Annotated in this window: 26 protein-coding genes; 24 read left to right on the forward strand and 2 right to left on the reverse strand. The window is 56.0% G+C overall.

Annotated features, from left to right (window positions below; all coding sequences use genetic code 11):
- The first annotated feature begins 21 nt into the window (after positions 1-21).
- From L6439_RS10015 to L6439_RS10095, 17 genes are all read left to right on the forward strand, one after another.
- Positions 22-384: a response regulator gene (locus L6439_RS10015; protein ID WP_168177914.1), complete on the forward strand. Its 363-nt coding sequence runs from the start codon at positions 22-24 to the stop codon at positions 382-384.
- Between the two features lie 3 nt (positions 385-387).
- Positions 388-927 (forward strand): flagellar biosynthetic protein FliO, encoded by a 540-nt coding sequence (locus tag L6439_RS10020; protein ID WP_213470324.1) that lies wholly within the window; start codon positions 388-390, stop codon positions 925-927.
- Positions 928-935: 8 nt separating this feature from the next.
- Positions 936-1,691, forward strand: coding sequence for a flagellar type III secretion system pore protein FliP (gene fliP, locus L6439_RS10025; RefSeq protein WP_213470327.1), 756 nt, complete (start codon positions 936-938; stop codon positions 1,689-1,691).
- 37 nt (positions 1,692-1,728) lie between these two features.
- A complete protein-coding gene (gene fliQ, locus L6439_RS10030) occupies positions 1,729-1,998 on the forward strand; it encodes a flagellar biosynthesis protein FliQ (RefSeq protein ID WP_168177917.1) in 270 nt (89 codons plus the stop codon).
- A gap of 11 nt (positions 1,999-2,009) precedes the next feature.
- A complete protein-coding gene (gene fliR, locus L6439_RS10035) occupies positions 2,010-2,798 on the forward strand; it encodes a flagellar biosynthetic protein FliR (RefSeq protein WP_168177918.1) in 789 nt (262 codons plus the stop codon).
- 2 nt (positions 2,799-2,800) lie between these two features.
- Entirely contained in the window at positions 2,801-3,937 is a 1,137-nt protein-coding gene (flhB, locus tag L6439_RS10040; protein ID WP_168177919.1) for a flagellar biosynthesis protein FlhB, read from the forward strand.
- Positions 3,938-3,963: 26 nt separating this feature from the next.
- Positions 3,964-5,997 (forward strand): flagellar biosynthesis protein FlhA, encoded by a 2,034-nt coding sequence (gene flhA, locus L6439_RS10045; protein WP_168177920.1) that lies wholly within the window; start codon positions 3,964-3,966, stop codon positions 5,995-5,997.
- Positions 5,994-7,355 (forward strand): flagellar biosynthesis GTPase FlhF, encoded by a 1,362-nt coding sequence (gene flhF, locus L6439_RS10050; protein ID WP_213470329.1) that lies wholly within the window; start codon positions 5,994-5,996, stop codon positions 7,353-7,355. Before flhA ends, flhF begins: the two co-directional genes overlap by 4 nt.
- A 7-nt stretch (positions 7,356-7,362) precedes the next feature.
- Positions 7,363-8,268, forward strand: a complete 906-nt coding sequence (locus tag L6439_RS10055) for a MinD/ParA family protein (RefSeq protein WP_420540590.1) — start codon at positions 7,363-7,365, stop codon at positions 8,266-8,268.
- Positions 8,269-8,405: 137 nt separating this feature from the next.
- Positions 8,406-9,740 carry a protein-glutamate methylesterase/protein-glutamine glutaminase gene (locus tag L6439_RS10060; protein WP_213470333.1) on the forward strand — a complete coding sequence of 445 codons (1,335 nt, stop codon included), beginning with the start codon at positions 8,406-8,408 and terminating at the stop codon, positions 9,738-9,740.
- 102 nt (positions 9,741-9,842) lie between these two features.
- Positions 9,843-11,939 carry a chemotaxis protein CheA gene (locus tag L6439_RS10065; RefSeq protein ID WP_213470335.1) on the forward strand — a complete coding sequence of 699 codons (2,097 nt, stop codon included), beginning with the start codon at positions 9,843-9,845 and terminating at the stop codon, positions 11,937-11,939.
- 33 nt (positions 11,940-11,972) lie between these two features.
- Entirely contained in the window at positions 11,973-12,434 is a 462-nt protein-coding gene (locus tag L6439_RS10070; protein ID WP_168180987.1) for a chemotaxis protein CheW, read from the forward strand.
- A 37-nt stretch (positions 12,435-12,471) separates the two neighbouring features.
- On the forward strand, positions 12,472-13,062 hold the full coding sequence (locus tag L6439_RS10075; protein WP_168181043.1) for a chemotaxis protein CheC: 591 nt from the start codon (positions 12,472-12,474) through the stop codon (positions 13,060-13,062).
- Positions 13,055-13,549, forward strand: coding sequence for a chemotaxis protein CheD (locus L6439_RS10080; protein ID WP_213470337.1), 495 nt, complete (start codon positions 13,055-13,057; stop codon positions 13,547-13,549). The genes L6439_RS10075 and L6439_RS10080 overlap by 8 nt, the downstream gene beginning before the upstream one ends.
- A gap of 2 nt (positions 13,550-13,551) precedes the next feature.
- A complete protein-coding gene (locus L6439_RS10085; RefSeq protein ID WP_237096810.1) occupies positions 13,552-13,983 on the forward strand; it encodes a hypothetical protein in 432 nt (143 codons plus the stop codon).
- Positions 13,984-13,998: 15 nt separating this feature from the next.
- Complete coding sequence (locus L6439_RS10090) at positions 13,999-14,784, forward strand: FliA/WhiG family RNA polymerase sigma factor (protein WP_168180990.1); 786 nt, start codon at positions 13,999-14,001, stop codon at positions 14,782-14,784.
- 55 nt (positions 14,785-14,839) lie between these two features.
- The gene (locus L6439_RS10095) at positions 14,840-16,246 is read left to right on the forward strand and encodes a flagellar assembly protein A (protein WP_168180991.1); all 1,407 of its coding nucleotides are present in this window, start codon (positions 14,840-14,842) and stop codon (positions 16,244-16,246) included.
- Positions 16,247-16,737: 491 nt separating this feature from the next.
- On the opposite strand, the gene L6439_RS10100 is transcribed toward L6439_RS10095, so the two are convergent.
- Entirely contained in the window at positions 16,738-17,673 is a 936-nt protein-coding gene (locus tag L6439_RS10100; RefSeq protein WP_213471791.1) for an IS3 family transposase, read from the reverse strand.
- Entirely contained in the window at positions 17,670-17,990 is a 321-nt protein-coding gene (locus L6439_RS10105; RefSeq protein WP_172879205.1) for a transposase, read from the reverse strand. The genes L6439_RS10100 and L6439_RS10105 overlap by 4 nt, the downstream gene beginning before the upstream one ends.
- Before the next feature lie 510 nt (positions 17,991-18,500).
- Between L6439_RS10105 and L6439_RS10110 the strand changes: the two genes are divergently transcribed.
- The 7 genes from L6439_RS10110 to frr all read left to right on the forward strand — a co-directional run bounded on the left by L6439_RS10110 (position 18,501) and on the right by frr (position 23,246).
- Entirely contained in the window at positions 18,501-18,830 is a 330-nt protein-coding gene (locus L6439_RS10110) for a hypothetical protein (RefSeq protein WP_168180992.1), read from the forward strand.
- A 160-nt stretch (positions 18,831-18,990) separates the two neighbouring features.
- On the forward strand, positions 18,991-19,596 hold the full coding sequence (locus L6439_RS10115) for a hypothetical protein (protein WP_168180993.1): 606 nt from the start codon (positions 18,991-18,993) through the stop codon (positions 19,594-19,596).
- Positions 19,589-20,182 carry an endolytic transglycosylase MltG gene (locus tag L6439_RS10120; protein WP_168180994.1) on the forward strand — a complete coding sequence of 198 codons (594 nt, stop codon included), beginning with the start codon at positions 19,589-19,591 and terminating at the stop codon, positions 20,180-20,182. Before L6439_RS10115 ends, L6439_RS10120 begins: the two co-directional genes overlap by 8 nt.
- Before the next feature lie 168 nt (positions 20,183-20,350).
- Positions 20,351-21,049 carry a 30S ribosomal protein S2 gene (gene rpsB, locus L6439_RS10125; RefSeq protein WP_168180995.1) on the forward strand — a complete coding sequence of 233 codons (699 nt, stop codon included), beginning with the start codon at positions 20,351-20,353 and terminating at the stop codon, positions 21,047-21,049.
- A 142-nt stretch (positions 21,050-21,191) separates the two neighbouring features.
- Positions 21,192-21,845 carry a translation elongation factor Ts gene (gene tsf, locus L6439_RS10130; RefSeq protein ID WP_168180996.1) on the forward strand — a complete coding sequence of 218 codons (654 nt, stop codon included), beginning with the start codon at positions 21,192-21,194 and terminating at the stop codon, positions 21,843-21,845.
- Between the two features lie 118 nt (positions 21,846-21,963).
- On the forward strand, positions 21,964-22,692 hold the full coding sequence (gene pyrH / locus L6439_RS10135; RefSeq protein ID WP_133380667.1) for a UMP kinase: 729 nt from the start codon (positions 21,964-21,966) through the stop codon (positions 22,690-22,692).
- Positions 22,692-23,246: a ribosome recycling factor gene (gene frr, locus L6439_RS10140; protein ID WP_168180997.1), complete on the forward strand. Its 555-nt coding sequence runs from the start codon at positions 22,692-22,694 to the stop codon at positions 23,244-23,246. The genes pyrH and frr overlap by 1 nt, the downstream gene beginning before the upstream one ends.
- Positions 23,247-23,335 lie beyond the last annotated feature (89 nt).

Consider the following 23,335-nt stretch of genomic DNA (forward strand, 5'->3'; position numbering starts at 1 on the left):
ATTTAGGGAGGATTCAGAACGATGGCTAACCGTATTTTGATCGTAGACGATGCAGCGTTCATGCGAATGATGATTCGCGACATTTTGACTAAGAATGGATACGATGTCGTGGGAGAAGCATCGGATGGCGCTCAGGCGATCGAAAAGTACAAAGAACTAAAACCAGACCTCATTACGATGGACATCACGATGCCGGAGATGGACGGCATCACCGCGTTGAAAGAGATTCGCAAGCTGGATCCGAACGCCAAAGTCATCATGTGCTCGGCGATGGGCCAGCAGGCGATGGTTATCGACGCGATTCAGGCCGGGGCGAAAGACTTCATCGTCAAGCCGTTCCAGGCAGACCGGGTTATCGAAGCGATTAAGAAAACAATGGGATAAGCCATGCCTGACAACGGTCAAATTCAAACGCCCGGTGCCGGAGATTACATAGGCAGCTTGTTGACCGTGCTGCTGTCGCTCGCAGTCATTATCGTACTTATCGTACTGCTTATTAAATGGTTGAACCGGAAAAACCGCATGTGGCAAATGAATCAAAGCATTCGCACGCTCGGCGGCACCGGGCTCGGACCGAACAAGTCCTTGCAGATTATCGAAGTTGGCGATGCCGTCTACATCCTGGGCATCGGAGAGGATATTACCTTGATCGATAAAATATCCGATCCGGAGCAAGCGGCGCGCTTGATGGCATCATTGGAGCGCGCGCCGTCCAAGCCAGGGGCGGCATGGCCAACCTCCTGGTCTGACCTGACAAGCCGTATGCGAAGAAGATTCAAGACTGCGGAGACAGGCTCGGGAACGAGAGACGCGGACCCGTCTTCCGTGTCTTTTCATGAAGTGTTTCATTCAAAACTTGAACAAATGCCCAAACGCACACAACAAGTGGAGCACTTGTTCAAAGAAGATTCCAATGAAGATCGGTAGATGGATTGATGAATAAAAAATTGCTGCTAGCTGTGACAGCCGTCCTGTTGTTGTCCGGTCTTACCGCTCATTGGGCGTCGGCGTCGCCTGTCATTCCTGACATCGACATCAAGATTGGAGACGGCGGCGGGCAGCCGGGGACATCCTCGTTGTCCTTGCTGCTGCTCATTACCGTGCTCAGCATCGCTCCGGCCATTCTCGTCCTGATGACCTCCTTCACGCGCATCGTCGTCGTGCTGGGCTTCGTCCGGACATCGCTTGGAACGCAGCAGATGCCGCCCAACCAGGTGTTAATCGGACTTGCGCTCTTTCTTACTTTGTTTGTGATGTCCCCAACGATTGGCGAAATCAATCAGACCGCGCTGCAGCCGTATTTGAAGGGCGAGCTGAATCAGACCCAGGCGTTGGAGCAAGCCTCGATACCTATGAAGAAATTCATGTTCTCGCATACCCGCGAGAAAGATTTGCTCTTATTTATGAAGTACACGAAGACCGAGAAGCCGAAGACGTATCAAGACGTGCCGCTCACCGTGCTTGTGCCTGCGTTTGCCATCAGTGAGCTGAAGACCGCCTTTCAGATGGGATTTATGATATTCATTCCTTTTCTGGTCATTGACATGGTGGTAGCCAGCACGTTGATGGCAATGGGGATGATGATGCTGCCTCCGGTGATGATCTCGCTTCCTTTTAAAATACTTCTGTTCGTGCTCGTAGACGGCTGGTATCTTGTCGTGAAGTCGTTGCTGATGAGTTTCAATACCTAAGCGGGAACGAATCTGACGAACGGGAGGAATACAGGAAATGAGTGCTGAGTTTATTATCGGCCTGGCGGGGCAGGCGGTGTTCGCCGTATTGAAGGTGGCCGCCCCGATGCTTGCCATTGCGCTGATCGTCGGGCTTGTCATCAGTATTTTCCAGGCGACGACGCAAATCCAGGAGCAGACTTTGGCTTTCGTGCCCAAAATTATCGCCGTCATGGTGGCCGTGCTCGTATTCGGTCCCTGGATTTTAACGACATTGGTCGATTTTGCTTTTAGTATTCTAAATAATTTGCACCTTTACATCGGTTAGGCAGTGAAGAGATGGAAATCCTCGTTCAGGCTTTCCCTGTTTTTTTGCTCACGCTATGTCGAATCACGGCGTTCTTTGTCACCGTCCCTGTCATATCTTCGCGGGGCGTGCCGAACCATTTTCGTGTCGGACTCGCGTTCTTTGTGAGCGTGATCGCCTATTTGTTGTTCGGCATCGGCAAAACCGTGCCGGCAGACGGCATGTTTGTCATTTTCATTCTACGAGAAGTTTTAATTGGCCTATTAATTGGATTTTTGGCCCAACTGTTCTTCACCGCCGTGCAGACGGCAGGCTCGTTCATCGACATCCAGATCGGCTTCGGAATTGCGAATGTCATCGATCCGTTGACAGGAGCCACCTCGCCGGTCATGGGGAACTTCAAGTACATCTTTGTGGTGCTGCTGTTTCTCGGGATGAATGGCCACCATTACTTTATCGACGGAATTATGCGAAGTTTTGAGTGGCTGCCGCTGGACGGGAACACCTTCTTTGAACAGATTGCGAACGGACTCGTCTCCGAATTTCTGGTGCAGTCCTTCGTTCAGGCGTTCATCATCGCGTTCCAGATTTCGGCGCCTCTTATCGTGGCGCTGTTCCTGACCGATGTGGCGCTTGGCTTTCTGGCGCGGTCGGCCCCGCAATTCAATATCTTTGTCGTGGGCATACCGCTCAAGTTGATTGTCGGATTAGTGATGCTGCTACTGACCGTACCTAGTCTTATTTACGTGCTGCAGCAGTTGTTCTCCTCGTTGTTCGAGGCGCTTGACCAGCTGTTACGCATGATGCAGGGGGCGGGATAATAATGACACGTACGCGCCGCGGGCAGACGGTACCGTCTGCGGCCCGCGAATACCAACTGAGACACCGTCTGAACCTCCAGCTTTTCTCGCAAGAGAAGACGGAAAAGGCGACTCCGAAAAAGAGGCAGGAGTCCCGCAAGAAGGGGCAGGTTGCCAAAAGCTCGGATTTGTCCGGAGCGTCCATCCTGCTTGCATGCTTCTTCTGCCTGCTTGTGTTCGGCGGCTTCTATAAGGAGAGGGTGCTCGATTTATTCGCGGATTCCTTGCAGCACCGCCTGACGATGGATGTCACGGTCGGCAATGTGACCGACTATTTCGGCCAGGTGTTTCTGAAAGGACTCATCGTGTTAGCCCCCGTGTTTCTTGCGGCGTTTCTGATGGGCCTCATCGCGAATTACGCGCAGATTGGATTTTTATTCACGGGCGAGCCCATGAAAATGAAGCTGAGCAAAATCGATCCGATTCAAGGGTTCAAACGGATTTTCTCGCTTCGCTCCGTAGTGGAATTTTTGAAGTCGATTTTGAAGCTGGCGGCGATTGCTGCCATCGTCTACTTGTCGCTGTGGGGGGAACGGGATCGCATTCTCCAGATGTCGCATGTGCCCCTCAGTCAAATATTGAGCTATACCGCTCAGATTACGCTGTCTCTCGGATTGAAGATCGGCGCCGCCTTGTTCGCGCTCGCCGTGATGGACTACATGTATCAACGATATGAGCATGAGAAAAGCATGCGCATGTCCAAGCAAGACATTAAGGACGAGTACAAAAAAACCGAGGGCGATCCTCTTATTAAAGGAAAAATCAAAGAACGACAACGCCGCATGGCGATGATGCGGATGATGCAGGAAGTGCCAAAGGCGGACGTGATCATCACGAACCCGACTCACTTCGCCGTCGCGCTGAAGTATGACGGTTCCGAGATGGAAGCCCCGCAAGTGATTGCGAAAGGGCAGGATTACGTCGCCCTGCGCATTAAGCAGATCGCCAAGGAGAATGGCGTACTGACCATGGAAAACAAGCCGCTCGCCCGGGCTTTATTCGAGAGGACCGAGATTGGCGAAGCCATTCCAGCCGACTTGTTCCAGGCCGTGGCGGAAGTTCTGGCTTATGTATACAAATTGAAAGGCAAAGTCAATTGAGCTAACAAGTTTGGGGGAAGCAATCCGTGAAAACGCGAGATTTATTCGTCTTGGTCGGCATCATCGGCATCGTGCTCATGATGGTCCTGCCGATTCCGTTATGGCTGTTGGACATCCTGCTGGTGATCAACATCTCATTGGCGCTGATGATTCTTCTGATTGCCATGAATTCGAAGGAAGCTCTACAGTTTTCGATATTTCCGGCAATGCTGCTCATCACGACGTTATTCCGGCTTGCGCTCAACATCTCGACGACCAAGCAGATTTTGGCGAATGGAGAAGCGGGAGATGTCGTCGCCACATTCGGCCAGTGGATAACACAGGGCAATATCGCCGTCGGCATGGTTGTATTCCTCATTCTCGTCATCGTGCAATTCATTGTCATCACGAAGGGCTCCGAGCGGGTCGCTGAAGTCGCTGCACGTTTTACGCTCGACGCGATGCCCGGGAAGCAGATGGCGATCGATGCGGATCTGAATGCCGGGCTGATCAATGAACAGCAGGCGCGCGAGCGCCGGGAGAAAATCGAGAAAGAGGCCGATTTCTACGGAGCGATGGACGGCGCCAGCAAATTCGTCAAAGGGGACGCCATCGCCAGCATCATCATCCTGCTCATCAATCTGATCGGCGGCTTCGTCATCGGAATCGCGATGCACGGCATGGTCTTCAAAGAAGCGGCAGAGACCTATTCGATCCTCTCGATCGGGGACGGCCTCGTCAGCCAGATTCCGGCCTTGCTGATTTCGACCGCGGCCGGTCTCATCGTCACGCGGGCGGCTTCCAAAGGAAATCTGGCCGAGGATATGAGCACGCAGATGCTCGCTTATCCGAAGCTGCTCTATATCGTCGCCGGGACGATCGGGCTGCTCGGCTTGCTGACGCCGATCGGACTGAAGCCGACCGTGCCGTTCGCGGCCGTGCTGGCCATCGCCGGCTACCGGATGCAGAGAACGATGGACCAGCGCCAGGTTCAGGAGGAACAGCTCGAAGAGGAGCAGCAGATCGAGGAGGTCCGCAGTCCGGAGAGCGTCATCAACCTGCTGCAGGTCGATCCGATCGAATTCGAATTCGGCTACGGGCTGATACCGCTCGCCGACGCCCAACAGGGCGGAGACCTGCTGGACCGCATCATCATGATCCGCCGGCAATGCGCGCTTGAGCTCGGTCTGGTCGTTCCCGTCATTCGGATCCGGGACAATATTCAGCTGAAGCCGAATGAATATGTCATCAAGATCAAGGGCAATGCCGTTGCGCAGGGCGAGCTGCTGCTCAATCACTATTTGGCGATGAACCCGGGCTATGAGGATGATTCCGTCTCCGGCATCGAGACGACCGAGCCGGCGTTCGGCCTTCCGGCCCTGTGGGTCGACGAGACGATGAAGGAACGGGCGGAGCTGGCGGGCTATACCGTCGTCGATCCGCCGTCCGTCGTCGCGACGCACCTGACCGAGATCATCAAGCGGCATGCGCATGAGCTGGTCGGCCGCCAGGAGACGAAGGCGCTCGTGGAGACCGTCAAGGAACAGTATCCGGCGCTGGTCGACGATCTGATCCCGAATGTGCTCTCCATCGGCGAGGTGCAGAAGGTGCTGGCGAAGCTGCTGCGTGAAAAGATATCGATTCGCGACCTGGTCACCATCTTCGAGACGCTGGCCGACTACGGAACCTATACGAAGGATCCGGATGTGCTTACGGAGTATGTCCGCCAGGCGCTCGCCCGCCAGATCACCCAGCAGTACGTGACTCCGGGAGAGACGCTTCGGGTTATTACGGTCGGTCCCGCGCTGGAGAAGAAAATTGCGGAGAGCGTAACGCAGAACGAGCATGGATCTTATCTCGTCATGGATCCGGGCACGACGCAGCAGGTCTTCCAGCGGATAAGCGATCAGGTGCAGCGTCTCCTGCAATCGGGACATTCGCCGGTTCTGCTCGCGTCCCCGTCGATTCGCATGTATTTGCGCCAGCTGCTGGAGCGCGCCATGCAGGATATACCGGTACTCTCTTACAATGAGCTTGAGCCTAGCGTAGAAATTCAAAGTGTCGGAGTGGTGAATGTATGAGAGTAAAAAAGTACATTGTGGAGACGATGCCCGAAGCGATGAGCCAAATTCGTCAAGAATTGGGGCAGGATGCGGTCATCATCAGCACGAAGGAAGTCCGTGCCGGCGGCTTCCTCGGCATGTTCAGCCGCAAGGCGATCGAGGTGGTCGCGGCAGTGGATGAACAGGCGCAGCAGGCTCGTCCGTCCGGCTCCGCCAGGGCAGCTGCTCCCGCCGAGCCTTCGGCGCGGGTCTATGTCTCGCCGACGGCGGCGCGCAGCGCCTATGGCGGCGCCCCTGCGGAGCAGCGGCCTCCCGCTCCGCAGGCGAAGGACACGGCTCCCGGCTACGCTGCCGGGCCGCGTCCGGCTCCGCCGGAGGAGGCTTCGGCCGCCGCAGCCGAAGAGCGGACGCGACCGGCCCCGCGGGAGGAGACCGGAACGCCGGCCGCGGCGCCGCTGGCGTTCGCCTCCGAGCTCGAGGCGGCCGTCTCCCAAGCATCCCGGCGGCCGCTGCTGGACGCGGACTGGCAGATCGAGATGGCCGAGATGAAGCAGATGATGCACAAGGTGATGCAGCGCGTCTACCAGGAGAGCTGGCCTGCACCGTTCAAGGAGATGGAGCGGCATCTGCTCCGGCAGGGCGTCGGCAGCGAACTGGTCTGCCGCTTCATCGAGGCTGCCGCCGAGCAATGCCCGCGCCCGCAGGACGCCGAGGCCGCGGAGGCGAAGCGGCTCGTGGCGGAGCAGGTGAGCGGGCAGCTGCTGAATTGGCAGGGGGACGGCATTACGAAGGCTACCCGCATCGTCTACTTCGTCGGACCGACGGGCGTCGGGAAGACGACGACGATTGCGAAGCTGGCCGCGGATCAGATGTTTCACCATGGCCGCAAAGTCGGGTTTATTACCGCAGATACATACCGGATCTCGGCCGTGGAGCAGCTGCGGACCTATGCTTCCATCCTGAATGTCCCGCTGGAGGTCGTCACTTCGCCCGGCGATACGGAACGGGCGTTGAACGCGCTTGAAGGATGCGACCTCATTTTGATGGACACGGCCGGACGCAATTTCCGCAATGACATGTATGTCAACGAACTGAACACGATGCTCAAGCCGCTTCCGTTCAGCATGACCTTCCTCGTCCTGAGCCTGACGTCCAAGACCGAAGACATGCTGGCCATCTGGGAACGGTTCGAGCATCAGCGCATCGACAGCCTGATTCTGACCAAGGCGGATGAGACCGCGACATACGGAACGATATTGAACTTGGCGTCCCGGGTGAAGATTCCCTGCAGCTATATGACGACAGGGCAGAACGTACCCGATGATATACAGCCTTTTCAAGCGAATGACGCGGTCCGATGGATAATGGGAGATTGACCTCATGATGAATGACCAAGCTCAAGCGCTACGCAGACTTGTCAGCAGGAAGCTTCAGAGCGGGCCGCCGGATTCGGCGGATCCGGGCCAGCCGCGATTGGCCCGCATCATTACCGTCACGAGCGGCAAAGGCGGCGTCGGCAAATCGAATGTCACCTTGAACTTCGCCTTGTCGCTGCAGCAGCTCGGCTGCCGCACGCTCGTCTTCGACGCCGATATCGGAATGGCGAATATCGATGTGCTGATCGGGTCGCCGTCGCCCTATAATCTCGCTCATGTGCTGCACGGGACGAAGACGCTCCGGGACATTATCCAGATCGGCCCCGGCGGCCTTCATTACGTGCCGGGAGGATCCGGGCTTCAAGATCTGCTCGATATGCCCGTGGAACAGATCGACAGCTTCCTGACCGAGATGGATTCGATGTCGGAGCAGTATGACGTGATTCTGTTCGACACGGGAGCCGGATTGAGCAAAGAGACGCTGCGCTTCATCATGGCGGCAGACGAGACGTGGATCGTGACGACGCCGGAGCCGACGGCGATCGCGGATGCATATGCCGTGCTGAAGCTGGTGTCGGGCTTAGGGCACAACTCTCCGCTCCGGCTTATCGTGAACCGCGCTTCCGACTGGAAGGAAGGGACGCAGACGTCCGAACGGCTGATCTCGGTCAGCGAGCGCTTCCTGAACCGGAGCCTGCCGGTTCTCGGGTACATCTATGACGATCCGCATGTGATGCAGGCCGTGAAGAAGCAGGAGCCCTTCACCCTCCTCTACCCGCAATGCAGGGCATCGTCGCAGATCCGGGAATTGGCGCGGGTCTATACCCAAGGCATCAAGCAGACGGACGCCGGGGGCGCGTCAGGGGGAGTCAAGGCGTTCGTGCGGAAATGGCTGCGGCGCTGGCCGCTCTAAACCGCAAGAATTAAGCGCCGGGCTCACGCGCGCAGCTTGCTCGCGAACAACCGGCATGGGGGCTCGCATGCCGGCGATCCTCAAATTCGTACTTTTAGAACAACCTCGATAAGCTCGATAAGGGAGCGTGATGGAATGTGACAACCAAGAAAATACTCGTCGTAGACGATTCGGCCTTCATGCGCGCCATCATATCGGATTTGATCTCACGCGAATCGACCTTTGAGGTGATAGGCACAGCCCGGGATGGGGAAGAAGCTGTGCGCAAAGTGAAGGAGCTTCAGCCGGACGCGGTTACGCTGGACGTCGAGATGCCCGTTCAAAATGGCTTGCAGGCCCTTCAACAAATAATGGTTCAATGTCCGACGCCGGTCATCATGCTCTCCAGCTCGACCGAAGACGGGCGGTCCGAGACGCTGACGGCTCTGGAATTGGGTGCGATCGACTTCGTGTGCAAGCCGTCCCCAACGGGCGGAGCGGGCACGATTGAAGAAGTGGGACAGATGCTGGTTGACAAGCTTCATGCAGCTATCGCCTCTGCGGAACGCAGACGGCAGATGGAACGGCTGAAGCTTCTCATCGGTTCTGGCGGTGATAGCCCGGACACTCGCCCGACGGCAAAGCGGGCTGTGCCGCCGCCGGTCCGGGATCATCGCCCTGCGGATCCGGCACGGCGCGAGCGTACGAGCGGCGCACCGCCTGCGGCGGACGGCCAGCCTGCGCGGCGAAGAGGGGAAGCGCCGCCGCTGATGTCCGCGGCACCGACCGCGGCCGAGGGAGGCAGCCGGCCGAAGCCGGCTCCTCCCGCCGAGGCGCCGGGCAGAGCGGCCGGCAGCCTGTCCGCTCGCGGCGCGGATTCCGTCAAGGCGGCCGATTCGGAACGGTCTGCGCGGTTCCGGCATATCGTCGCCATCGGGACCTCCACAGGCGGCCCCCGGGCGCTGAAGACGCTGTTGTCCGCCCTGCCGCATCATCTGCCGGCGCCCGTGCTCATTGTCCAGCATATGCCGCCGAACTTCACCCGTTCGCTGGCGGAGCGGCTTGACAGCTACAGCGGGCTGAAGGTGAAGGAAGCCGAGGATGGAGAGGTGCTTGTGAGCGGAACGGCTTATATCGCGCCCGGCGGCCTTCACATGACGGCCGTCGCCCGTCCGGACGGGACATACGCCATTGCCTTGAACCGGACGGAGCCCGTATCCGGGCACCGGCCTTCCGTGGATCGGCTGTTCGAGTCACTGCTCCCTTTGCGGCAGCTCAAGCGCCATGCCGTGATCTTGACCGGAATGGGCAGCGACGGGGCCAAAATGATGCAGCGGCTGGCCGAGGACGGCGCCGCATCGACCTTCGCGGAAAGTGAAGAGAGCTGTGTCGTATTCGGAATGCCGCGCGCAGCGATCGAACTCGGATGTGTATCCCAGGTCATTCCATTGCAAGACATGGCTGGCGCTATTGTAACGGCTACGTCAGGGTAGCGTGAGGCTGTGTATGAGTGTGTGTTCAAGGAGGCCGATTTTAGAGCTTGCGAGGAGCAGCGGACTTTTTGAACGACCTCTATATCGGAAGGGGGGGCGAACATGGATCTGAATCAATATTTATCCATGTTTATTGACGAAGCGAACGACCATTTGCAAGCATTGAACGAGAACATGCTGGAACTGGAGAACAATCCGGACGATATCGGCATCGTCCAGATCATATTCCGCTCCGCACACACCTTGAAAGGCATGTCGGCAACGATGGGGTTTGAAGATCTCGCGTCGTTGACCCACCAGATGGAAAATGTGCTGGATATGATTCGCAACCATCAGCTGAAAATGGACGAATTCATATTCGATACGCTGTTCCGCAGTCTTGATTCGCTGGAGGCGATGGTGGCGGACATTACGCAAGGCGGCGAAGGAAAAGCAGACGTGACGCAAATACTGGCCGCCTTGAAGTCGATCGAGACGGGAGAATACCGCACCGCGTCCTCGCATGAGAAGGAGGACGCGGGCGCCGGCGAAGAGCCGTCCGGCGAGACGCTGGATGAATTCCAGCGCAGCATCCTGGAGCAATCGCTGGAATCGGGGATGAACGTGTATCATCTGCGCGTCCGCTTGCGGGACGATTGCGTATTGAAGGCGGTACGCGCCTATATGGTATTCCAGGTACTCGGCCAGCATGGCGAAGTGGTGAAGTCCACTCCGCCGGCACAAGATATCGAGCAGGACAAATTCGACTCCGAGTTTACCGTCTTTTTTGTAAGCACGACCGAACAGGGCGAACTGGAGCGCGAAATCAACCAAGTATCGGAGCTCGAATCCGTTGCGGTCGTCTCGATGAGCGCCGAAGATATTCGCGACTGGAACCGCCATGTGGAAGGCGTCATGAAGGCGGCCCAGGAGACGGCAGCCGCTTCGGCCGCTCCGGAGGCGGTCCAAGCGAGCCCTGCCCCGGCCCAAGAAGCGCCGAAGCCGGCTGCGGCCAAGCCGCGGGAGGCGGCCCGCGCGGGTGCGGGCAATGGGGCCAAGCCTGTGCAGAGCCGGACGATTCGCGTAGATATCGAGCGTCTTGATGTCCTGATGAATCTATTGAGCGAGATGCTCATCGACCGGGTGCGGCTGGAGCAAATCGCGGGAGAATTGAAAAAATCGGAATTGACGGAGACCGTCGAGCATCTGGTCCGCGTCAGCTCGGACCTCCAGAACATTGTCCTGAAGATGCGCATGGTTCCGGTGGACACCGTATTCAGCCGCTTCCCGCGCATGGTGCGCGACTTGGCCAAATCGCTGGATAAGAAGATCGATTTCATCATAACCGGTGCGGAAACCGAGCTTGATCGTACCGTCATTGATGAAATCGGAGACCCGCTCGTCCACTTGCTCCGGAACGCGGTCGACCATGGCGTCGAGCCGGTGGCCGAGCGCCTGGAGAAGGGCAAGCCGGAGACGGGGACGGTACATCTTCGCGCCTATCACAGCGGCAACCATGTCTTCATCGAGATCGAGGAGGACGGGCATGGCATTGACCGGGACAAGGTGCTGAACAAAGCGATCAAGAATGGGGTCGTCACGCAGGACAAGGCCGCCTCAATGACCGACGAGCAGGTGTACCAGCTGCTGTTCTCCTCGGGCTTCAGTACGGCGGAGAAAATATCGGACGTCTCGGGACGCGGGGTCGGACTCGATGTCGTCAAGTCCAAGATTACGGCGCTCGGCGGCCATGTCGTCGTCGAATCGCAGTTGGGGCAAGGCACGAAGTTCATCGTCCAGCTGCCGCTTACGCTGTCCATCATGTCAGCGATGTTGTTCCGGTTGGGCGACGAGAAATACGCGATTCCGCTGACATCCATCGTGGAGACCGGCCTTGTCACGAAGGACAAAATCCGGCGCGTGCACGGCGGCATTCGTATGATCGATTACCGGGACAGCGTCATTCCGCTGCTGTCGCTAAGCGCTTTGTTCGATTGCCAAGGCTACTCTGATTTCGACGAAGACGAAGTGGAGATCATCATCATCAGCAAGGGCGATCGCCTCGCCGCGCTCGCCGTCCAGGAATTCATCGGCCAGAGCGAGATTGTGCTCAAGCCGCTCGGCAACTATTTAAAGAACATCCCGGGCATCTCGGGCGCGACCATCCTCGGCGACGGCCAGGTGGCGCTCATCATCGATACGAATGCGTTGCTGAAATAACCGCTAGATATCAAGTTATGAGGAGGAACGGTCATGGCAGAGGATATGAAAGTCGTGGTCTTTATGTTGGGGACGGAAGAATATGGCGTCGAAGTGGAGAAAGTGAAGACGATTGAGCGGATGATGCCGATTACCCGCGTGCCGAAAACCTATGATTTCATCAAAGGAGTCATCAATCTGCGTGGGGTCGTCATTCCGGTTATCGATCTGCGCGGGCGCTTCGGCTTGCCGGAGGTGGAAGCGACGGATCAGACGCGGATTATCATCGTGGCGCACGGCGATCTGGAAGTCGGCTTCATCGTCGATAACGCGAGCGACGTCATCGACATTAACGAGGATCACATTGAGCCGGCACCGGAAATCGTGGGCGGCATTCAAGCGAAATATTTGCGCGGCGTAGCGAAATTCGGGGAGGACCGCCTTCTCATCATGCTCAATCTGGCCGAAGTGCTCAACAAAAGCGAAATCATTAAGCTTGAGCAACTAGAGGCATAGCCCAGTGCATCTGTATGAACATCTGGGCGCCTTCAAGATGGATGTCCTCAAGGAAGTGGGGAATATCGGCGCCGGCAATGCCGCCACGGCGCTGTCCCGCTTGCTGAACCGGACCATCGATATGAAGGTGCCCCAAGTGCGCCTGATGCCGTTTGATTGCATCGCCGACGAGGTGGGCGGTCCGGAGCAGGTGGTTATCGCGATTTATTTCCGGGTTGAGGGCGATGCGCCCGGCCATCTTTTCTTCATGTTCGATCCGGAGGCGGCCAAGATGCTGCTCTCCTATTTGGCAGCGGTGCCGCTGGAGGATGGGGAATGGTTTTCGGAGATGGAGATGTCGGCCTTGGCCGAGATCGGCAATATTTTGGCCGGCTCGTACTTGTCCTCGCTGGCAGACTTCACCCGAATGACGATGTCTCCGACGGTACCTCAGCTTGCGATTGACATGGCGGGAGCGGTGTTGAATTACGGCATACTTCAATACGGGGAAATGGGAGACAGCGCGCTGCTCATCGACACGAAATTTTTGGAAGGCTGCGACGAAGTGCAGGGCACCTTTTTCCTGATTCCCGATCCGGACTCTTTTTCCAAAATTTTTGCCGCCTTGGGAGTGCCTTTACATGATTGAAGAGTCCACGATTGTCAAAGTAGGTATGGCCGATTTGAATGTATGCCGCATCGGAGCCATACGCACGACCGGGCTAGGTTCCTGTGTCGGATTCACGTTGTACGACCCCGTCGCCAAGATTGGGGGCATGGCTCATATTATGCTGCCTTCCTCGGCTATAGCGCGGGAAGGGACGGTCAATATCGCCAAATATGCCGATACGGCCGTTCCCGAACTGCTGCGGCGCATGGAAGCCGAAGGAGCCAGGCAGGCGAGACTGCAGGCCAAAATGGCGGGCGGAGCCCAGATGTTCGCTTTTACCTCCAACAATGAAATGATGCGAATCGGTCCGCGCAATGTGGAAATTTGCAAACAGCTGCTGGATCAATACGGGATTCCGTTGTTGGCGGAGGATACGGGCGGTTCATACGGGCGAACGATTGAATTGCGCTGTGATGACGGCGTTCTCCATATTCGAAGCGTTCAACAGGGAGTAAAGGAAATATGACGATGAGAGGAACAATTCGTTGGAATTTCATAGTCGGAATCGTCGGGTTTGTCATCACTTTATTACTTTCTTGGAGCGGCAATTTATGGACAACCAGCCTGATTCGCGCGGCGATCGCCTTTGCCGCCTGGTTCGCGCTTGGCTTCGCGATCCGCTTCGCGGCGGGCGTGCTGGGCGAGCCTGGCGCCCAGGCGGCTTCGCCGGCGCCGAACGGGGAGGACAAAGGGAATCTGGTCGATATGACGACGCCGGATGAAAGCGATATGCTCCACGAGATGCTGCGAACGATGTCGAACGAGGAGAAGCCAACCGAGCGGGAAGACGATGACGGAACAGCATTTCAACCGTTAAACCCGCCCAAGCTCGTGACCAAAGAACCGCTGCCGGATGCGGGGCAATTGGCACAAGCTGTTCGTCACCTGACACAAAAGTAAGGAGGCTGACTGTCGGTGAGCGTTCAGAAAATCAAACCGTGCTCTCATTATGAGCTTTGGGAACAGTGGAAGGATAATGGGGATGTCGAGGCGAAGAAACAACTAATCGAAATTCACTTGCCCATCGTCGAATTCGTCGCCAATAAGCTCGCCGCCGGGCTGCCCCGCAACGTCAGCAAGGACGATCTATCCAGCCACGGCGTCATGGGCTTAATCGACGCGATCGAGAAGTTCGACTACCAGCGCGGCCTCCAGTTCGAGACATACGCCTCCTGGCGCGTGCGCGGAGCCATTTTGGACGGTCTGCGGCAGGGGGATTGGGTCCCGCGCTCGGTGCGGGAGAAGGCGAAGAAAATCGAGGAAGCCTACCAGCAGCTGGAGCAGCGGTATTTGCGGTCCGTATCGGATAGTGAGATGAGCGAATATTTGAATGTGACCGAGCAAGAATTCCAGGGGATGCTGCATGACGTGAATATTATGTCCGTCTGCTCTTTGGAGGACCCGATCCGGGAGGATGAATCGGAGACGCGCCTGTCCCTATTGGTGGATGAAAAGGCGAAGAACCCGGAAAGCAAAGTGAATGAGCACTACTTGAAGGAATCGCTTATCTATGGAATCGAGAAGCTGACCGAGAAGGAGCGGATGGTCATCTCGCTCTTCTACTACGAGGATCTGTCTCTCAGCGAGATCGCCGAAGTGATGTCGCTGTCTCCTTCCCGTATTTCCCAGCTTCATTCCAAAGCGATTTTGCGTCTCCGAACGGCATTGGAAAAGCATAAGAGCATGCTGCTGGAAGCGTAAATGACAACTAGAGGGGCACGAAGGCAAACCGATAAAACCGAAAGGGGGATTTTTCGTGAGTACGGCAGTGGCTTTGGAAGACTATGTAGAAGTTACGATTTCTGAGGACAAGCTATATGGCTATATTCAATTTGCCAAATTCGAGCCCACGTTTCAATGCACTGCGGAACAGCTGGAGACATTGCTTCACAGCAATAATATACGCTTCGGCATTCAGACGCGGGTACTCCAGGAGATTGCTTCGAATCCGCAAGCCTTTGCGCGCGGCGCAACGATGATTGCTCATGGGAAGGCACCCGTAGACGGTGAAGACGGCTCAGTTCGTCTCCTGGTACGCACGGGCAAGCAGGATCACAAGCCGGTTGAGCAGGAGGATGGAACCGTTAATCTTAAGGAAGTCAAGCAACTGGATAATGTAAGAAAAGGGCAGATGATTGCCCAGCGCATCCCTCCAACCGACGGCATCCCCGGCATCTCCGTAACGGGAGAACCGATCAAGTCGAAGCGGGGACGCGACGCGAGATTCAAAATCGGGAAGAACGTCGTCGTCGATCCGGAAGAACGAGCGATCTATTCCGCGATTGACGGCCTCGTCTCGCTAACGGACCGGGACAAGCTGAATGTCTTCCCGGTCTATGAAGTGAACGGGGATGTCGACTACCGGACAGGGAACATCGATTTTATCGGCACCATCGTGATTCGAGGCAACGTTCTAACCGGTTTTCGCGTCAAAGCGTCGGGCGATGTCCGCGTATACGGCGGCGTAGAAGGGGCACAGATCGAGGCCGACGGCTGCGTCGAGATCAGCGGAGGCATCATTGCGGGGAATAAAGGCTACGTCAAGGCGGGCACTCATGTAAAGTGCACCTTCATTCAGGAAGCGAACGTCTTTGCGGCGACCGATGTCATGGTCACGCAGAGCATTATGCATGCCACGATACGGGCAGGCAAGCAGGTCATCTGCCAAGGAACAAAAGGACTTATCGTCGGAGGCCTGATTCAGGCGGGAGAAAAGGTCATCGCCCGCACGATCGGCAACTCGATGTCCACCGCGACGACGATCGAGGTGGGCGTGCAGCCGGAGCTGCGGAACGAACTGATGGAGCTTCGCCACAAATTCAAAACTAGCCTGGAAAATTTAGAGAAAACGGAGAAAGCGCTTCGCATTTTGGATCAGATGGCGTCCGCAGGCCAACTGACGGGCGAAAAATTGGCGATGCGGATCAAGCTGACTTCCACCAAAAAGCAGGCCGTGGAGCAGCAATCGGAGATGCGCGAGCGCATGTTCGAGATTGAGAAGATGTTGGAAGACACCGCTTCGGCTTCGGTCGATGTGTTCAATGTGATATATGGCGGGGCAAAAATTGTAATCGGCCGCAACACGCGGTACGTGAAGGATGCCGCGAAGAGGGTCTCCTTCCGGATGCTAGACGGCGACATTACGATGTCTTCATATTTATAAGGGTTAGCATTAGCTTGGGAGCGTGTAACGGGGCCGCTTCGTCATGCGTTTCGTCTCGGCTTGCTCGTGGCCGCTCATGCCTGGCGTGATGGTTGGCGGATGACTGGCGCGGTGACTAGCATGGTGACTGGCGTGGTGACGAGTGGGATGACTAGCATGGTGACTGGCGCGGTGACTAGTGGGATGACTAGCATGATGACTGGCGCGGTGACTAGCATGATGACTAGCATGATGACTAGCGTGGTGACTAGTGTAGAGACTAGGGCCAAAACCCTGTCGGCCGCGAAGCAAATCCTGCATTTGTACAGCAATTTACGCCGATGAAACGGAATTTCGAAGAAATTGCTGCTATTTTACATCATTTTTACTCAAATTCTCTAGTTTATAAGCGATACGGTGAGAATTCCTGCATTTTCGGCTAGGCCCCCTATATCTGGAGTCATGTCCACCAAAAAAGATGCGTTCTTAGAATTGCTTCCTATTTCGCGTGGTTACACGGCCCGATGATATTTTGATCGGTCCTCCAGCGTCATGACCCACTTTGAGTATTCCGATGGTGACATGCTCTTTAGGCTACCATGCATTCTGCGGTTGTTGTAGAAATCCATGTAACGATCAAGTGCTTCATAGGCCTCTTCAAATGTCATAAATTCCGTCAGGCTGAACAGATCACGTTCGAGTAAGCTATGAAATGACTCAATGTAGGCATTCATATTCGGACTGCGTGGCGGGATGCGTTCATGGACGATCTCCAGACTCTCGCACGTATCACCAAACAACTTGCTGACAAACTGAGGCCCGTTGTCGGTGCGGACGGTGGGCAACTCATCGCCGGGATTCAGGCGTTCTTGTAGCGCCCGGCATAGTGTCTGTACGACGTGCTTGGCCTCACACACGGAACCCCGGTATTGTCCGACGACGACGCGGTCAAATACATCGATGATACTGAGCACGAAAAAGAAACGCTGGCGCCCAATCACGTACCCATATTTAATATCAATTTGCCATAGCTGGTTCACCCCGGTTACCGTCCGGTTTCTCGGTACTCTTCGAGGATGTTTGCTTGTTTTCTTCCGTTGTTTCTGAAGAATTCCTAACTCTTTGCAAATGCGGTACGCCTTTTTCTTGTTTAGAATCAATCCACGTTGTCTGCGGAGGCACAGCGCCAAATTCTTATACCCATAAATGTGCTCTTCTCCTTCCAGGAGTTCGAGCATCCATTCTTTAATCTGTTCATCTGAAACTTTCCGGCCCGTATTCGTAGAGGAAAATCCAGGCACAGGACGCCCTTTTAGAGCGCATGAAGCCTGTTCTTCGGTACTGGATGCCTCTCGTTTCTTCCGGCCATAGTACGTCGATTCGCGAACTTTCAGGATACGCAGAACTTTAGCTGCTGCATGCCCCCGCTTAATAAACGGTTCTGCTATTTCAAGTCTTTCAGATAAGCGGGGTTCTTCTTTTTTACGACTTCTCGTAGGATCTCGATCTCAAGCTCTTTTTCACCCAGGAGCTTTTTTGCCTGCTCGAACTTTGCCTCTACCTCTTGAAGTCGACGGAGTTCTTGCAGATGCTCGTCTGCTGCGGGTATCTCCTCTTGGCTAATTTCGTCACGGTGGTCTCTAACCCAAACACGTACCGTCTCCGGATGGACACCGTACATTCGGGCAAGTGTTCCCACCTTAATGCCGGCCATTGCTTCCTTTACAATTTGCAGGCGTTTTTCCTTGCTAAAGTGCTTTCCCATACTAGTTGTCCCCCTCTGATAACAGCTTATAATATTGGAGCCGGAAGCTCCAGTTTAATTAGGGGGCCTAGGAGTTTTTGCAGGAATCCCGGCGCACTGTCAGTGCGTTCCCCAAGATACTGCAGTTTTGCAGGATTTTTGAGCTACTGAGAGCGGCGTACGGCAACGCATAGCGCCTATGGAAACAAATGGGGGGGCCATGCGGCAGCGGTCAGCGTCATACGGGCGCCAACGGCAGACGTACGGCAGCGGTCAGCGTCATACGGGCGCCAACGGCAGACGTACGGCAGCGTACAGCGTCATACGGGCGCCAACGGCAAAGGTACGGCAGCGTACAGCGCCATATCGGCGCAAATGGCAAGCATGCGGCAGGGTATTGCTGCGTACGGCAACGCATAGCGGCAATAAACCAGAGGGCGCCCCAAATCGAGGGCTTCGCAATCTCACTGTAAGTGCTAGTTCGTGTTTAGATGTGTTCCGCGTCTATTGGGGAAAGGCTGGGGTGATGAGATGAATGTAAAGCCGGTAGAGCTGCAAATCGCACTAACCCGGACACAAGAGGCATCGGCGGTTCATCAGCAGCAGCAGCAGCGGCCTGCTACCGAACAGCTGCTCTTGAACGAACAAGCGGAGAAGATGACGAAAAAGCGGCGGGAGCGCAATGAGCAGGTAGAAACCGCGCAGGAAGCCCGGATCCGGGATGAGGGCAAGCGCGACCAATCGCGCGCGGATGGAGCCGGCCCCGAGCCGGATCCGGCGGAAGGGGAGACGGCAGCTCCTCCTGCGGCTGTTCCCGCAGAGCACCCTTACAAAGGAAAGCATATTGATTTCACGTGCTGAATCGGTAACGCTGACCGCCTTGTCGGACAAGGTGCCGCGTTGCCTTTTTTGCCGTGTTGGCGGCCTTGGCGGGCGGGGGCTTACCCCAAGAGGCGAGACCCCCCCGCATACGCATTGGGCCGCCAAAAGTCTGAACGCAGCCGAAAAGGAGGTGCCCGCGATGGGGCCTTGGATCTATGTAGCGCTGCTGGGGGCGGTCCTGGTCGTGCTTGGCCTGCTCAGGCCGAGAACAGGGAACGACAGCACCGAGCTTCGGCGCAATATGGAGGAGACGCTTGAGCATTATATGCGAGAGCTGGAAACCGATAACGAGAAATTGATCAGCATGATTGAGCGGATGAAAAAGGAAGGGCAAATGACGGACGAGGCGCTGAGGAAGCGAATCGACCAGCTTGAACAAAGATGGAGCCGAAGCGAGGAACGGCATGCGGCGCTGGAAGCGCGTGTGGCGGAGCAGCAGGCGGTCCGCTTGTGGAACGAACAGGCTTCCGCGCCGCAGATGGAGGAAGCAGCGCAGGCGGCAGCCCAGCATTCCATGGCGGATGCAGCTTCCCTTCCTTCGGAGGCGGAGACAATCCCGGATGCGGAAGCGCAAGCGGAAGCCGAGACGCCTGAGCCTCCTTCGATCCGCAGCCGGTACCCGGCGCTGTTCGCCCTGGCCGATGAGCAGGTGCCGGCGGGCCAGATTGCCGAGCGGCTGTCCATGCCGATAGGCGAGGTTCAGCTTATTCTCCAGCTTGAGATACAGGAGGGCGGCCGTGTTTAAAGATCGTCGGTTTCTTATCGGACTTGGCGCAGGGATAATTTGCGGCAGCGTGCTGCTTCAGCTGACGCTTATCGGCGAGCGCGCCGCCGAGCCGCTGTCGGAGCCGGAACTGCGCAGACAGGCGGAACGGGCCGGTTACGAGCTGATTCCGCGCGGCGCGATGGCGAATGGAACGGGTGAAGGCGGAGGCGCGATGGCGGAAGGAACGGAAGAGGGCGGAGGCGCGGCCCAACCGCAGGCGCCTGCCAGCGGCGGAACGCCGCGTCAGGAGAAGGGCGGGGAGAAGCAAGCGTCCGGCGGCAGCGGGCCGGCTGCGAAGCCGGATTCATCCGCCGCGAAGAAGCAGTCTCCTCCCCCCGCGGAGGCGGAGCAGGAGGCGACGGTTAAGGTGGCCTACGGCAGCGGTTCCCGGACAATCGCCAAGCAGCTGGCCGAGGCGGGAATTGTCGAGAGCGCGGAGGAATTCGAACGCTATGTAGCCAAGCAGAAGAAGCAAGGAAAGCTGCGGACGGGCACGTTCCGGTTCCCGGTTCCCTCCACGTTGGAGGAAGCGCTTCGCATCCTGACCAGCAAGCCGAATGGCTAGTCGGCCAAAAGTGGTTGCAACTCATGGGTCATTATGGTATATTAATTGACGGTGTTAAGAACACACGCCGATCAATTTCTGCAAGGGTGCTCTGTCTCACCGGATAGAGTCTTGGAGGAAGATGACATCGGCGGAGGACAAATAACCATATTGGGAGGTGCAGTGAAGATGGCAGTTATCTCCATGAAGCAGCTTTTGGAAGCTGGGGTACACTTCGGTCACCAGACTCGTCGTTGGAACCCGAAAATGGACAAATATATCTTCACCGAACGTAACGGCATTTACATTATCGACCTGCAAAAGACAGTGAAAAAAGTCGAGGAAGCTTACAACTTCGTAAAATCCCTCGCGGCTGAGAACGGGACAATCCTGTTCGTCGGCACGAAGAAGCAAGCTCAAGATTCCGTCAAGGAAGAAGCAGAGCGCTGCGGAATGTTCTACATCAACCAACGCTGGTTGGGCGGCACGCTCACGAACTTCCAGACGATTCAGAAGCGCATCGATCGCCTGAAGCAGCTGGAAGCGATGGAGCAAGACGGCACATTCGAAGTGCTTCCTAAGAAAGAAGTTATCTTGCTCCGCAAAGAGCAAGAGCGCCTCGAGAAATTCTTGGGCGGCATCAAAAACATGAAGGGCTTGCCAAGCGCATTGTTCGTCATCGATCCTCGCAAAGAGCGCATCGCGGTGGCGGAAGCTCGCAAATTGGGCATCCCAATCGTAGGTATCGTTGACACGAACTGCGATCCGGACGAAATCGATTACGTTATCCCTGGTAACGACGATGCGATCCGCGCAGTCAAGCTGCTCACTTCGAAGATGGCAGACGCTATTGTCGAAGCGCATCAAGGCGAAGAAACATCCGCGTAATACAGCGGCTTACATTTGGATGAACAAATAAGGGTGGTTGGCAGGTGGTTCACCTCTCACCGCCCTTTTTTTAAGCTGTACGATAGCTTGAATCCGCCCGGCATCGCGCTGGGGCATATCTAAATGATGGAGGGAATTGGACATGGCAGTTAGTGCAAGTGCAGTTAAAGAATTGCGTGAAAAAACAGGCGCAGGTATGCTGGATTGCAAAAAAGCGTTGGAGGAAGCGAACGGCGACCTGGAAAAAGCGGCTGAATTGCTTCGCGAGAAAGGCTTGGCGGCAGCGGCGAAAAAAGCGGGCCGCGTAGCTACGGAAGGCGTCGTTGAATCCTACATCCATGCCGGCGGACGCATCGGCGTATTGGTAGAGATCAACTGCGAGACGGACTTCGTCGCGAAGACCGATCAATTCAAGGAATTCGCGCGCGATATCGCGATGCAAATCGCGGCGGCTTCTCCGAAATTCGTTCGCCGCGAAGAAGTGCCTCAAGAAGAGATCGAGAAAGAAAAAGAAATTTTGAAGGCGCAAGCGCTGAACGAAGGCAAGCCTGAAAAAATCGTTGAAAAAATGGTTGAAGGACGCATCAACAAGTACTTTGAAGAGTTCTGCTTGATGGAGCAATCCTTCATCAAAGATCCGGACAAGACAATCGAAACGCTGCTGAACGAAAAAATCGCAGCGATCGGCGAGAACATTTCGATCCGCCGCTTCGTTCGTTACGAGCTGGGCGAAGGCTTGGAGAAAAAAGAAGATAACTTTGTTGAAGAAGTAATGGCGCAAGCGAACTTGAAGTAATACGGGCCACAGGGCGCTTCAGTTCATAAGCTGCTAGCAATCAACAGACGCGCTGGAAAAGATGGAACACATAGTGTTCCTTCTTTTTTAGCACGTTGTCAAAAGTGGAGGGTAAACATTGAAAGAACCGGTTTTTAAACGCATCGTGCTAAAAGTAAGCGGGGAATCGCTGGCAGGTCAGGCAGGCTACGGGATCGAATCCGGCGTCATCAATTCCATTGCAGAACAGGTGAAGGAAGTTGTGGAGCTTGGCGTTGAGGTTGCCATCGTATGCGGCGGGGGCAACATTTGGCGCGGCATCGCAGGCAGCGAAAAAGGGATTGACCGCGGCACGGCTGACTACATGGGGATGCTTGCCACGGTTATGAACGCACTTGCCTTGCAGGATGCGCTCGAACAAATCGGCGTGCCGACACGCGTGCAGACTTCGATTGCCATGCAGCAGATCGCTGAACCTTATATCCGGCGCCGGGCCATCCGCCACTTGGAGAAAGGGCGCGTCGTCATTTTTGCGGCAGGAACCGGGAATCCGTTCTTCTCGACGGATACGACAGCAGCTTTGCGTGCGGCAGAGATAGAAGCCGATGTCATCCTTATGGCGAAGAACAAGGTTGATGGCGTGTACTCTGCCGATCCGTTCAAAGACGAGACCGCGGAGAAATTCGAGCAATTGACTTACATGGAAGTGCTGAACCGCAATCTGGGCGTCATGGACTCGACCGCTTCTTCACTTTGCATGGACAACAACATTCCACTCATTGTGTTTGCGATGACTGAGAACGGCAACATCAAGCGAGTCGTGCTCGGTGAGAAGATTGGAACCATTGTAAAAGGGAGTGTAGACTAGTGCCACAATCGGTAAAAAAACACGCAGAAGAACGTATGGAAAAGGCAATTGCGGCTTTGAAGCGAGATCTGGCTACGCTGCGCGCCGGACGCGCTTCTGCAGCGCTGCTTGACCGCATTCAAGTCGAATATTACGGAGCGCTGACGCCGCTCAATCAATTGGCGAACATCAGCACGCCGGATCCGCGCACGCTGGTTATTCAGCCTTGGGACAAAAGCTCGCTCGGTGAGATCGAGCGCGCGATCATGAAGTCGGATCTCGGCTTGACGCCGGCCAATGACGGCTCTATCATCCGCATCTCCATACCGGCATTGACGCAGGAACGCCGTGCGGAGCTGGTGAAGCAGACGAAGAAATTCGGCGAAGACGCGAAGGTAGCGATCCGGAACATCCGCCGCGATGCGAACGATGACATCAAGAAGCTGGAAAAAACCGATATTTCGGAAGATGAATCCCGCCGTCACCAGGAAGATATCCAGAAGACGACGGACAAATATATCGCGGAAGTCGATAAAGTATTGGCAGCAAAAGAAAAAGACATTATGGAAGTCTAATGAAGGCGCACCGAATGTGCGACATCTTTATGCCCCTCCGCACGGTGGGGTTTATTGTCTTTTTCCGGTGCCGGTTCTTATCAACAGGT

Origin of the sequence: Paenibacillus dendritiformis (assembly GCF_021654795.1) — a bacterium.
Taxonomy (GTDB): domain Bacteria; phylum Bacillota; class Bacilli; order Paenibacillales; family Paenibacillaceae; genus Paenibacillus_B.